The organism is Caballeronia sp. LZ065 (genome assembly GCF_031450975.1).
Taxonomy (GTDB): Bacteria; Pseudomonadota; Gammaproteobacteria; order Burkholderiales; family Burkholderiaceae; genus Caballeronia.
Genome location: NZ_JARUXV010000003.1, coordinates 1,410,207 through 1,422,187, shown reverse-complemented (window position 1 = coordinate 1,422,187; position 11,981 = coordinate 1,410,207). Strand labels below are relative to the sequence as shown.

General features: G+C 63.2%; 10 protein-coding genes. 5 read left to right on the top strand and 5 right to left on the bottom strand.

Annotated elements, in window-relative coordinates:
* Positions 1 to 45 precede the first annotated feature (45 nt).
* The gene (locus tag QCE63_RS26455) at positions 46 to 510 is read left to right on the top strand and encodes a response regulator (protein ID WP_309837216.1); all 465 of its coding nucleotides are present in this window, start codon (positions 46 to 48) and stop codon (positions 508 to 510) included.
* An 11-nt stretch (positions 511 to 521) separates the two neighbouring features.
* On the opposite strand, the gene QCE63_RS26450 is transcribed toward QCE63_RS26455, so the two are convergent.
* A complete protein-coding gene (locus tag QCE63_RS26450) occupies positions 522 to 932 on the bottom strand; it encodes a hypothetical protein (protein ID WP_309837214.1) in 411 nt (136 codons plus the stop codon).
* Between the two features lie 479 nt (positions 933 to 1,411).
* Between QCE63_RS26450 and QCE63_RS26445 the strand changes: the two genes are divergently transcribed.
* Positions 1,412 to 2,773, top strand: coding sequence for an AarF/UbiB family protein (locus QCE63_RS26445; RefSeq protein ID WP_309837212.1), 1,362 nt, complete (start codon positions 1,412 to 1,414; stop codon positions 2,771 to 2,773).
* Here QCE63_RS26445 and QCE63_RS26440 read toward each other — a convergent pair.
* Positions 2,770 to 3,564 (bottom strand): IclR family transcriptional regulator, encoded by a 795-nt coding sequence (locus tag QCE63_RS26440; RefSeq protein WP_309837210.1) that lies wholly within the window; start codon positions 3,562 to 3,564, stop codon positions 2,770 to 2,772. The two genes, QCE63_RS26445 and QCE63_RS26440, sit on opposite strands and share 4 nt — an antisense overlap.
* A 63-nt stretch (positions 3,565 to 3,627) precedes the next feature.
* Positions 3,628 to 5,439, bottom strand: coding sequence for an ATP-binding protein (locus tag QCE63_RS26435; protein WP_309837208.1), 1,812 nt, complete (start codon positions 5,437 to 5,439; stop codon positions 3,628 to 3,630).
* Positions 5,440 to 5,967: 528 nt separating this feature from the next.
* Between QCE63_RS26435 and QCE63_RS26430 the strand changes: the two genes are divergently transcribed.
* Both QCE63_RS26430 and QCE63_RS26425 read left to right on the top strand, forming a co-directional pair.
* Complete coding sequence (locus QCE63_RS26430; protein ID WP_309837207.1) at positions 5,968 to 6,237, top strand: chemotaxis protein CheB; 270 nt, start codon at positions 5,968 to 5,970, stop codon at positions 6,235 to 6,237.
* Positions 6,152 to 8,398: a CheR family methyltransferase gene (locus QCE63_RS26425; protein WP_309837206.1), complete on the top strand. Its 2,247-nt coding sequence runs from the start codon at positions 6,152 to 6,154 to the stop codon at positions 8,396 to 8,398. The genes QCE63_RS26430 and QCE63_RS26425 overlap by 86 nt, the downstream gene beginning before the upstream one ends.
* A gap of 341 nt (positions 8,399 to 8,739) precedes the next feature.
* Here QCE63_RS26425 and QCE63_RS26420 read toward each other — a convergent pair whose 3' ends face one another.
* A complete protein-coding gene (locus tag QCE63_RS26420; RefSeq protein WP_309837205.1) occupies positions 8,740 to 10,170 on the bottom strand; it encodes an alpha/beta fold hydrolase in 1,431 nt (476 codons plus the stop codon).
* Positions 10,171 to 10,281: 111 nt separating this feature from the next.
* Entirely contained in the window at positions 10,282 to 10,788 is a 507-nt protein-coding gene (locus QCE63_RS26415; protein WP_309837203.1) for a DUF417 family protein, read from the bottom strand.
* Positions 10,789 to 10,955: 167 nt separating this feature from the next.
* Between QCE63_RS26415 and QCE63_RS26410 the strand changes: the two genes are divergently transcribed.
* Positions 10,956 to 11,861 (top strand): LysR family transcriptional regulator, encoded by a 906-nt coding sequence (locus QCE63_RS26410; RefSeq protein ID WP_309837201.1) that lies wholly within the window; start codon positions 10,956 to 10,958, stop codon positions 11,859 to 11,861.
* Positions 11,862 to 11,981 lie beyond the last annotated feature (120 nt).

Sequence of the window (11,981 nt, the reverse complement as noted above, 5' to 3'; positions counted from 1 at the left end):
GGAACGAGGGTTGCTTTCAGATTCGCTCGTTCCGAGGCCACCACGATGCAACGACCCGTTCCTGTTCCGCATCAATCGCTCTGGCAGATGCCGGTGCGCGCGACGCCTCCCGACGAGCCGCGCGTGCTGATCGCCGATGACGATCCCGAGGCTACGCGCGCGATCGCGCTTGCGCTCGAGGACGCAGACTTCTCCGTGCGCGCGGTGCACACAGGGCTCGATGCGGTTTCTCTGGCGCGCAAGTGGCGGCCGGGCGTGGTGCTGCTCGATCTGTCGATGCCGCTCGGCGACGGCTGGGAGGCGGCGGAGGCGATACGCGCCATCGACATCACGATGCTGCTGATCGCGCATACCGGGCGCGCCAATCCGGACGACTGGACGCGCGCCCAGCGCACCGGCTTCAACGGCTACTTCCTGAAGCCCGCGGAACTCGACCGCATGATCGACGTGATCCGGACGTATTTCTCCCCGCAAGGCGACGACCATGCAGCCGCGCCCTTGCGCGGATGACACGCGATGGTTCAGGCGTCCGGATGCTTGCGCGAGGTATCGACGAGCCGGAGCACGGGACGCTCGCTGTCGGGTTCGGCGTGCGCCTTGAGGATCTCTTCCCAGTACTGGCAATAGCCCGCCCAGAAAGGCATCTGCGTGTGCGCCGAGGCCGCTGCCGGCAGCGCTGCGGGCAGCATGCGGCGCAGACGGAGTATCTCCGCATGCTTCCATTGCAGCAGCGCGCGACGATGCCCGCGGCGCGGCTTGCCCAGCGCATTCATCTCCGCCAGCGCGTCTGCCAAGCCGTCCGCGGGTCGCGACGCCATGCGCGTCAACACGCTGGTCTGCGGGCTCGGGCCGCGTTCGTGACAGATGATCGCGCCAATCTGCCCGAGGATATACATGACCTTCGCCAACGGCACTGCGGAATGAAGTGGCATGGGGCTCTCAGCTTTATCGTTATCGATCTTCGCGCGTGGATGCAGGAAGCGGTCGGCGCCCGGCCGGCTGGTGTCCAGTCGCGACGCTTTTACAAGATACCGCACTGAGATTAATCCGAAATGACGGTCGACAAAAATCCACAAATGGAAACGCGGGCGCATTTATCGCGTATGGATGGCCTTGACGACGCAATTTTCGCGTGCTGCAGGCGTCTCGTTCATGCGTGGATTGCTGCGGATCACGAAACAAATCACGGATCGCGACACAGCGGCCGGCATTGCACCATCGGCGTGCGCGGCATGGCGAATCGTGTTACACATTGAAGCGGCTGTTGCCATTCGCGGCGGCCTTGCAGTCTTACAGCGGTTTCAACTCACTTTCAGCGAGCCTCAACTTGCCTGTCCGACGACTCGTCACCCTGTGGCGCCTTGGCCGAGCGTTCGTCCGCGAAAGTCATCATGTCGATGACGGCGCCGCGATGACCCGCGTCGCGCGCTTCTTCGCCACGCATGGCGCGCGGGCGGCGCCGCTTGCGGCGGGTGTGCCCGCGCTGTCGCAACTGTCGCGCGTGCTGGAAAACGCGTCGGGTGCGCTCGCCAGTCATCCCGCGCTCGCCGAGACCGCCGTGCGCGTCGCGCTGGCCGAGATGGATGCGCTGTTCACGCCTTACGATGCCGCGCGTTTCAGCAAGGCTTGCGCCGAGGCGTTTCCCGCCACGCTGGCCTTCGAAATGACGGACTTGCAGGATGTGCCGCTGCGTTCGGGCGTCGCGGAGCAGACGCATACGGCGCGCATCGGCGCGACACCGGTGCGCGTCACGCTGCTGCGCGCGGACGCGCGCGCTGAACTGGCCGACGATCTCGACCTCGCGCTCGCGGCAGCACGCTTCGCCGAGCGACGTTCGGCAAAGGCGCGCGACATCCACCCGGTGGAATGGGTCCAGCGGGCGCGGGAGAGCATCGACGCAATGATCGACCTGCGCCAGCGTGCCGCCGATCAAAGCTATCTGCGCTTTCGTCTGCGCGAGGACGCGCGCATCGCCGTGCCTGAAGTGCTGTGGGACTACTGCAACGATACGGTGCTCACGACGCGTGCGATCGAAACGGCCGCGCTGCGCGACATGCCAACGCTGGCGGCGCATGGGCTCGATCCGGCCGATGTCGTCGCGACGCTGATCGAAGCGTTCTTCGAGATGGCGCTGGGAATCGGGCTGTATCACGCGGGCCTCGATGCGGCGGGCGCGCGGGTCAGCATCGAAGAGGGGACGCGCGGCCAGATCGTGCTGGAAGCCGACAATCCGATGATGTTGTTCGCCGCGCACGAGCGTGACTTTCTGGTGAGTGTGTCGCATGCGCTGATCCAGGGCGATCACAAGGCCGCGGCGCGCGCGCATCTCGAACAGGGCCGTCCGGACGCGCAGTCGAGTCATCATGAAATGCGCGTGGAGTCTACTTACCGGCGCGAGGCCGAGCGTTTTGCCTCGCCTCACGCGCGGCGCAACGTGGGCGTGGCGCATCTGTTCGGCGCCATCGGCCGGGCGCCCGCCGAGCACATGTTCAGCGCGGCGCACGGGCGCATTGCGTCGCGGGCGGTGCTGCTGTCGAGATCGGCGGAACGGATCGAGCGCGTGGCGCGGGAGATCGCGCCCGATGTCGATGTCTGGACCATCGCGCGCAAGGTCATTCTCCGTCTTGCCGCCGACCGCTTCAGTCTCCGCAGCATGGCCACGCGTCTCGCGGACGAGGCGACGCACTGGCCGCAGATGCTGCCGCGCCTGCCGACGCTCATCGCACAACGTGCGGCGGCGACCCAGCGCACGAGCGATACCGTGCTGCGTTAGCGCATGCCCGGACTCATGCGTTGCGCGATCGCGCGGCACGCTTCCTTGAGCGGTTCGATGTAGGTGTCGAGCGGCGTCGCGCTCTTTCTGAACAATGGGATGCTGATGCTCACGCAGCCGAGCGTGGCGCCGTTCGCCCCGACGATCGCGCTGCCGTAGCAGAAAATCTGCGCCTCGTTTTCCTCGCGGTCTTCGGCATAGCCGCGTGCGCGGGTGGCGTCGAGTTCGGCGTCGAGCGCGCTGCGGTCGGTGACCGTATGCGGCGTGAAACGTTGCAGGACGATGCCGTGCAGCAGCGCGTCGCGTTCCGCGGGCGTTTGCATCGAGAGATAGGCTTTGCCGACCGAACTCGAATAGAGCGTGACGCGCGTGCCGATGCGCGACGTCATGCGCACCGCGTGCGGGCTTTCCAGCTTCTCCACGTACACCATTTCCGAGCCGCTGCGCACGGCGAGGTGGACGGTTTCCTGGGTGGCGTCGCGCAGCGCCTGCAAGGCGTCGGTGGCGGCGATGCGCAGGTCGGAGCGTTCCCAGCTGCGGCTGGCGAGCGACATCAGGCGCGGGCCGAGCGCGTAACCGCCGCGCTCGCCTTCCACGACGAGCCCTTCAGCGATCAGCGCGCCGACGATGCGATACACGGTCGGGCGCGGATAGCCGCTCTCTGCCGCGAGCTGGGCGATGGTGGGGGGATCGGCGGCATCGGCTACGAGTTGCAGGATCGCCATGAATTTGGAGAAGGCGGCGGTGCCGGTGGCCTTGGCGGCGTCGGAGGAAGGGGTGTCTGAAGGCATGATGTCCAGAATCATGCCATGAGACAGCCGCCGATGACCGCTGCAAACGCGCTGACGATGCTCCTAGCGCACGGTGTTCGCGGACATGCGGTTCATCGCGGCGCTATCGCTGCCCTCTGATGCAGCCAGCCCATTGGCCCGTGCGTCCAACGCCTGCCGGATCGTGCCCGCGAGTTCCGAAAGGCTGTACGGTTTGTTCAGCAAGGTAATGCCTTCGTCGATGCGGCCTTCATGGAAGATGACGTCGCGCGTGTAGCCCGAAGCGAATACAACCGCCGCCCGATGCGGCGGCTGGCTGGCCAGGCGCGCCAGTTCGCTGCTGCGCACGGTGCCGGGCATGACGACATCGGTGAACAGCAGATCCACATGCGGGACTCGTTGCAGGACATTCAGCGCGCCGTCGCCATCGTGCGCGGAGAACACCGTGTATCCGAGTTGTGCAAGCATGTCGATGGCCGCCAGACGCACATCGGGGTCGTCCTCGGCGACCAGGATGGTCTCGCCGCCCGCCACTGAACGCGGGTTCACCGGCAGCGTTCCTTCAGACGGGCATTCCTGCTCGCTGCACATCGGGAAGTACAGCGTGATCGTCGTTCCCTGATTGACCTCCGAGTCGACCTCGACAAAACCCGCGCTCTGGCTCACGAAGCCAAACACCATGCTGAGTCCGAGCCCGGTGCCGTGCCCTTCGGGCTTGGTCGAGAAGAAAGGCTCGAACATGCGTGACTTGACGTGCTCGGACATGCCCACGCCGGTGTCAGTCACGCTGAACCTGACATAGCCGCCTTCCGGCAGCGCGAGCCCCGAGGACAGCACTCGGTTGCCGGCGTCGTTGCGCACGTCGACATGAATGTCCCCACGCTCCCGGATGGCGTCTCTCGAATTGATGATCAGATTGAGCAGGGCGTTCTCGAGCTGATGACGGTCGACGAGCAGATTGCCGACATCCTCCGCGACCACCGGGCTCAGCGCAATGTGCTCTGGAAGGGCGTGCGCCATCAGTTCCGAGACGGCGTTCAGCAAGGTGAGCGGGCGCACGACCTTCGGATTCAGCGGCTGCCGGCGGGCGAACGCCAGCATCTGCGAGGCCAGCTTGCTGCCGCGACTGACGGCGCTGGAGATGATATCCAGACGTTCCTTGAGCCGGGGGTTGTCGCGCGCGAGGAGTTCGAGCAGCTGCGCGTTCGACGAGATGATCTGCAGCACGTTGTTGAAGTCGTGAGCGACGCCGCCAGTGAGATTGCCGATGGCCTCCAGCTTTTGCACCTGGCGCAACCGCTCTTCGGCTTCCACGCGTGCAGTGACGGCAACGGCGACCCGTTCCTCCAGCGTCTGGGTGAGGCGATGCAGCTTGTCCTCTGCGATTTGCCTTTCGCGCTCGGCCAGCACTTTCTCCGTGGTTTCGAACACGATGGAGATGACGCCGGCGGGACGACCGTCGTCCTCGGTCACGGGACTGTAATGCAGGTCCATCCACACTGCTTCAGGCTTGCCGCTGCGATGCAGCGTCAGTTGCTTGTCCTTGTACGACAGCACCTGCCCGGTCAGGCAGGTATCCACGACATTCCGGTTGAATGCCGCGACCTCGGGCCACCCGTACTCGACCTGTTTGCCAAGCAGAAACGGATGCCTGCCGCCCGCGAACACGGCATACGCGTCGTTGTAGATCATGGTCCCGGGCGTGCCCCAGAGCATGACGAGCGGCAAGGGCGACGCGAGCACGAATCGAACCGCGGACTGGAGGCTGTTCGACCATGAATCGATGGGTCCCAGTGCCGTGCTGCCCCACTCGAAAGCGGCGATGCGGCCGGCCATTTCGCCCTGCCAGCCGCTACAGTCGTATGCATGCGCCGGCCAACTTGCTTGTGGGTTCATCACGTGCGCTGCCAATGATGCAGGATCAAAACGGGTGGCCTCGAAAGGGGTTGAAGCGAGGACGAAAAGGGCGCTTAAGTGACAGTGCTGCTTCAGGTCGCAACGAAAAACCACAAGCGCTTGCAAGCAGGAAGCACGGAACGAACCCGCGTCCCTTCTCGAATGAGGAACTACCCACATGGGATCATGAGACGCTTTGCGTCCCCGGCGGCGGCGAGCTCAGTGAACCAATGCGGCGATCATCGCTCAGGCGGGAAGTTTGCCTGAACAATGCGGCTGGTGCATGCACAGGGTGCCGCGCTCCGCGCGTGATGCAGCGAGCGGCGCCTCTCGATTTAACCTACCATGAAGATCAGGCGTCGGCAGGCTGCGCATCTTGCTTCCCGCGAAGTGAAGCGAAAGGCCTGTGTGCAACCTGGTCTGGCGCCAGTGAGCCCCGATCGCAGAGCCGGTTGTCTGCATCCTCATCGGTCGTGCTGGCGCGCACATGTCGCCTCGCCAACCGGGGGGCTTCCGTACAAGACAGCCATGGCCGAACTACTGAGCGCGGACGGAAGACACACTGATGTGCGGATCGTTGCTATCGGCGCTTCGGCCGGCGGCATTACCGCGTTGCAGCGGCTCTTCAAAGGGCTCCCCGCCAACCTGCCCTTTGCGCTTGTCGTGCTCCACCACCTGCCCGCTGGCCTGCCCAGCGCGCTGCCTGGTCTGATTGCGAAATGGACGCACTTGCCGGTTCAGCCCGCTATCAGCGGGGCGCCTCCCAAGACTGGAACCATCTATTCCATCGCCGGATGACATCCTGACGCTGGAAGACAACCTGTTTCAGACGAGACCGCTGGAAGGCGGCGGGCGGCGTCCCGGCATCGATACGATCGATTGCTTTCTCGAAAGCCTTGCGCTACGCACAGCGCCGCCACCGGTCGCCGTCATCCTGTCGGGCACCGGCATGGATGGAACCGCGGGCGCGACATTCATCCGGCAGGCCGGCGGTATTGTCATCGTTCAGGATCCGCTGACGGCGCTGCATGACGCCATGCCCAACGCGGTCATTCAGCGGCGCATTCACGACCATGTCCTGCCTGCCGGGGCCATCGGCCGGCAATTGTTGGCCTGCGCCGATCCCGCATACGAACGTCCGACGCCGCCGGCTGACTGGTCCAACAGCACATCGACGACGCTCGCTCATATTGTCGAGCTGATCCGGCGGCGCGCGGGTTTCAACCTCAGTGGATACAAGCCCTCGCCGTTGTTATGGCGCATTCAGCAACGCATGGATATGCGCAAGGTCTGGTCATTGGAGGACTACGCTTCGCTGCTCGCGGACGATCCTGTCGAACTCGAAGCGTTGGCGCGCGGCATCTCGATACACGTGACCGAATTCTTTCGCGATGCGGATGCCTGGCCGGTCTTGCGAACCAATGTGCTTGAGCCGCTCGTCGCGCAGGCGGGGGCGGGGGCGGAGCGTATCTTGAGAGTCTGGACGCCGGCATGCGCGACAGGTGAGGAAGCGTTTTCCATTGCGATGCTGTTTGATGAAATTGCACGCGAAGCGGCTGAGCCCTTTGACTTCCAGATCTTCGCTACCGATGCCGCGCCGGAACTGATCGCAAGCGCGAGCCTGGGTCAATTCAATGCGAGGTCGCTGGCCGGCGTGTCGACCGCACGTCGGGGACGCTACTTCTACCAGGTCGACGCCTCTTTCCGCGTGAAGCGGTTCCTGCGTGAAAAGCTGGTGTTCGCCCCGCAGGATCTGATCTCCGATCCACCGCTTTCAGGGCTCGACCTCGTCACGTGCCGCAACCTGCTCATCTACCTGGAGCTGGAGACGGTCTGGGACGTACTGTTCTCGCTTAACACCTCATTGCGGATGGGCGGTTATCTTCTTCTTGGCAGAAGCGAGGCTTACCCTCTCGACGAACAGGGCTTCGAGATCGTTTCCCGGAAGTGGAACATCTATCGCAAGGTCGGGCCGATGCGGAAGGAGCCGCACACTACGGTGCGCAGAGTGGCGTCGGATGAGGAAAGACTGGCCAAGCTTGCGCTGCGCCTCGCCTACGAGCAGTTCGACGTTCCTTCCGTGTTGATCGACGAAGACCGCAGCATCTTGCGGATTTACGGCGACACGAAAGATGTGCTGCGGTTTGCTGCGGGCGAGCCCTCGCTCAGGATCACGGATCTCGTGCCGAAACAGTGGGAGGCGAGCCTTCAGCACGCCATTCAACGGGTATTCGCCAATCAGGAACCCATCACGCTGGAATGCATGAAACTCGACGCCGCGGAAAACATCACGATGCGCGTGCGGCTCACTCCACTGCAAACGTCCTTCGGCGCTGCGTGCGACCGTGTGTTGGTGTCGTTCGTCAGGGAGCAGGATGCGGCCGATGTATTCGAGGCTGACGGGACTCTGCTCATGCCGGGTGATCTCGACATTGCCGAGTCGGTCGACTGGAAAAGCAAGGCCCGGGTCTCGCGTGAGGAGCTGGAAGCGTCGCGGGAGGAATTGCAGGCGCTCAATGAAGAGCTCAGGGCATCGAACGAACAGCTCAATCGCAGTAACGGCGATCTCAACGTGGCGAACGTCGCTTTGCAGGAGAACATCGAACAGCTTGCGATGCAAAGCCGCGTGCTGTCCTCGGGCGCCGTGATGACGATGTTCCTGGACCCGGATTTGAGGCTTCGATGGTTCACGCCGTCGATGCGGGACGTGTTCCCGTTGACGTCGCGCGACACGGGCAGGAATATCGCGGATCTTGTCTCGAAGTTTCCGGACGCGGCTTTTTACACGGACATCCACGCCGTGCTGCGCGCCAGTGAACCGCGCGAAGCAATCATTCGCGACGGCCATGACCACACTTTCCTGCGCAAGATTTATCCGTATGTGTCGGATACGGAGACCATCTCTGGCGTCGCGGTGACGTTCGTGGACATCAGCGATCACGCCGCGCGGACGCTGTGATCGCGCGCAGCCGCGCCTGGCTCCCGGCGCAGAAGGAAGCGCTTCCAGGCCGCCATGAACGGCGCGTCGCTGGAGACATGCTTGGGGATCCTGGCTCGCACGTTGTCGAATCACTCGTATGAGCAGGGCCGATGTGCTGCGCGAACCGCGTTGGCAGCCGTGGACGTGGCTGGCGGAGAGATTCGGCTGCCGGGATTGTGGGTCATTCACGGCGGAGTCGACTGAACGAAGTCTCATCAGGCCGCTGGCCATGTATTCCGGGGAGCCGAGACAGCCGACTTCGGCAGGGGTGATTGGCGGGCGGCATTTGAGATGCCGTCCCGCGATTCAGATGACGACGCTTAGCCCGCCCGGAAGGCAGCGTCGATTTCCGGCCGTGACAGATGTGCCACTGTATTGACGAGTGTCTTTGCGGCCGCGGCCAAAGCGATGGCGACCATTGCCCGGTGATCGAATCCTGCCGCTTTCAGGGCATTCACGTCACTGTCCGATACCTGCGTCCGATTCGTGGCGATAGCGGCGGCGAAGCGGCGTACCGCATCCAGCCTGGGATCGTCGATCACGCTTCCGTTGCGCAAAGCCTGCACGATATCGGCCGACGCGCCCAGTTTCGCTGCAAGCGTTGCATGCACGGCAATGCCGTAATCCGCGGCGTTCGCGTGGCTTGCGGCGACCATCGCGACTTGCTGTGCGACGGGGTCGAGCGAACTTGCGCCGAGTGACTGAAGCATGGCGATATAGGCGCCAAGCACCGACGGTTCGACTGCCAGGGCGTAGCCCAGGTTGGGCACGAAGCCGAACACGCCACGCATCACGTCGATCAACTCTTTCGCCTCGGCAGGCGCAGAGGCTTCTTCGAGCGTGCCGAACAGCGCCGCGCCTTGCTTCGAATCCACGTGCCGGGCCAGAAAGGCACGAATGATCCGAGCGATTTCGTCGAGATGCGTTTCCAGCGGGAAGTGACCCGCGTCGACGAAGTGAATTTCCGCTTCCGGAAGATCGCGGCGGAAGGCTTCCGCGCCGGCGGGTAAAAAGAAAGGATCGTGCTTTCCCCATACAGCCAGCGTCGGAGGGCGGTGGGTACGGAAATAGTCATGGAAGCGGGGATAAGCCGCGACGTTGGTCTTGTAGTCGCGAAACAGATCGAGCTGAATCTCGGCGTTGCCAGGGCGGTCGAGGAAATGCTGGTCGAGCGTGGTCGACTCAGGCGCGATCAAGGAGGTGTCCGACTCACCGTGTGTGTATTGAAACGACGTCGTCTCGGACTTCAGGAACGCACGCAAGGCGTTGCGGTTTTCGTCTGTTTCCGCTTCCCAATACGCTCGAATGGGATTCCAGCCTTCGCTGAGCCCCTCTTCGTAGGCATTGCCGTTCTGTGTGATCAGCGCGCTGACGCGCTCCGGCCGGGACGCAGCCAGTCGAAAGCCGACGGGGGCGCCGTAATCGAACACATACAGTGCATAGCGCTTCAGTTCAATTGCCTCGGTGAAGCTTTCGACCACTTCGGCCAGATGGTCGAACGTGTAGGCAAAAGCGTGGGCTTCAGGCGCAGCGGAGAAGCCGAAGCCGGGCAAGTCGGGGGCTATCACACGGTATTTGTCGGCGAGCCGGGCGATGAGCCCTCGATACTGGTGACTCGAAGTCGGGAAACCGTGCAGCAGGAGGACAACCGGCGCGTCCTTGTGTCCGGCATCGCGATAGAACACATCGATGGTCGATCCTGTACGACGATCAGCAACAGCGACCGTTTGATACGTCGGCGTGGCGAGCATGATTACCTCCAGATTGGGCTGGTAAATACAGAGGGGATTCGAGTATGACGGTGCGGCCGAAGCACGTCATCACGCTGCGCGACGAACAGGCCGGGCAGCGTGACGGGTCAATCAACGTACCCGCGACAGCAGGCGCGGCAAGGACGTCACCAGAAGACTGATTGAAGCCGCGAGAAGCACCAGGTCCTTGAGCAGAAACTGGCCTGGCAGCGCAGAGATCGCAGGAAAGCCGCCGGCGGTGGCTTCAGCCACACCCGGTGTCGTAACGAAGAAGGTCAACGTGATCAGGTAGGTCATGGCCGACATGGCTGCGCCGAGCGCCGAGAGCACGGGAACGAACGCGCCGGCTGCGAGTGCGACCGCGGTGGACAGTTCCAACGTCCCGATCACATAGCTTGCACCCTGAATGCCGAATGCCACATGCAGCCAACTCATGATCGGGCTGTGGGCGATGAAGGGCGCGATGCCATGTGCCTCGTAGCTGGTGAATTTCATGCCGCCAAACCACAGGAACACGATCACCAAAGACCATCTCAGCAGGGCCTGTGACATATAAGCGCCTGACGATCGTTCGGCCACTGCAAACTGGGACAACGCGGATTGCGGAATCGATGCCATGATGAAACTCCGTATGAAGAAACAACCGTGGAATGTGGGCTTGCTGCGCGATTCGAAGGGCCGGCTCAAGCGAAGCTGTGCTTAAGTCGTGAGAGCAGTCTGCGCATTTCCGGAGAATGGCGATAGACGCTAATATGGGGAAGCGACCTCTCATTTTCTGGAAGGCCATGGATCAGCTCGATGCAATGGCGGTGTTTCTCGCCGCAGCTGAAATGGGGAGTTTTTCAAAAGCGAGCCGCAGGCTCGGTGTTCCGCTCGCCACGGTCAGCCGCAAGATGGCCGACCTGGAGATGCATCTGCGAGCGACGCTCCTGATCCGTTCAGCGAAAGGGCTCGAGTTGACTCCCGCTGGCCGGTCTTACGCGGTGTCAGCGAAAGCCATTCTCGAGCAGGTGGTCGAGGCGGAGCGAACGGCGGCAGGAGAGTACGCCGAGCCGAAAGGTGACCTGGTCGTGACGGCGCCCATCATGTTCGGCCGGCTGCATGTGCTGCCGGTTGTCACGCGCTTCCTTGCTTCCTATCCGGAGGTCGCCGTGGGCCTGGTTCTGACCGACCGTGTGACGCATTTTCTCGACGATCAGGTGGACGTGGCGCTGCGCGTCGGGGATCTTCCGGACAGCAACCTCATTGCGGTCGGGTTGGGCTCGATCAGGCGTGTGGTGTGCGGCAGTCCGGAGTATCTCGATACGCGAGGAGAACCCAATGAGCCGGCAGACCTCGCAGTTCACAGCGTGATTTCGTTCGACAGCATATCGGCGTCGGTGCGATGGAGTTTCTGGTCGGATGGCGAGGAGATTTCCGCCGCCATACGGCCGCGGCTGAGCGTCAATACGATCGATGCCGCAATCGACGCCGGGCTTTCAGGTGCAGGTCTGGTTCGGGCGATGTCCTATCAGGTGGCTGAGCATGTACGGCAGCAGCGGTTGCGCGTCGTGCTGGAGATGTTCGAGCCGGAGGCGCGGCCGGTTCATCTCGTGTATGACAGGCAACGCAGGTTGCCGCTGAAGTTGCGTACGTTCGTGGATTTTGTGGTGCCGCGGTTGCGGGAACGGGTGAAGGAGGCGAGTCTTTGAGCGATGCGCGTTCGGTTTGGAAGCTTGGCGAGAACCGGTCGGAGATAGGTCCAGGTTGCTGTGTCGGCGCGCAATGTTGTTTGATCGCGGGCGCTCGGAGAGCGTGGGCTTGTTCGGGCG

What these genes read in the sequence shown, in the direction of transcription:
- QCE63_RS26455 (WP_309837216.1), top strand. Translation starts at nt 46, where the DNA reads ATGCAACGACCCGTTCCTGTTCCGCATCAATCGCTCTGGCAGATGCCG.
- QCE63_RS26450 (WP_309837214.1), bottom strand. Translation starts at nt 932, where the DNA reads ATGCCACTTCATTCCGCAGTGCCGTTGGCGAAGGTCATGTATATCCTC.
- QCE63_RS26445 (WP_309837212.1), top strand. Translation starts at nt 1,412, where the DNA reads ATGACCCGCGTCGCGCGCTTCTTCGCCACGCATGGCGCGCGGGCGGCG.
- QCE63_RS26440 (WP_309837210.1), bottom strand. Translation starts at nt 3,564, where the DNA reads ATGCCTTCAGACACCCCTTCCTCCGACGCCGCCAAGGCCACCGGCACC.
- QCE63_RS26435 (WP_309837208.1), bottom strand. Translation starts at nt 5,439, where the DNA reads ATGAACCCACAAGCAAGTTGGCCGGCGCATGCATACGACTGTAGCGGC.
- QCE63_RS26430 (WP_309837207.1), top strand. Translation starts at nt 5,968, where the DNA reads ATGGCCGAACTACTGAGCGCGGACGGAAGACACACTGATGTGCGGATC.
- QCE63_RS26420 (WP_309837205.1), bottom strand. Translation starts at nt 10,170, where the DNA reads ATGCTCGCCACGCCGACGTATCAAACGGTCGCTGTTGCTGATCGTCGT.
- QCE63_RS26415 (WP_309837203.1), bottom strand. Translation starts at nt 10,788, where the DNA reads ATGGCATCGATTCCGCAATCCGCGTTGTCCCAGTTTGCAGTGGCCGAA.
- QCE63_RS26410 (WP_309837201.1), top strand. Translation starts at nt 10,956, where the DNA reads ATGGATCAGCTCGATGCAATGGCGGTGTTTCTCGCCGCAGCTGAAATG.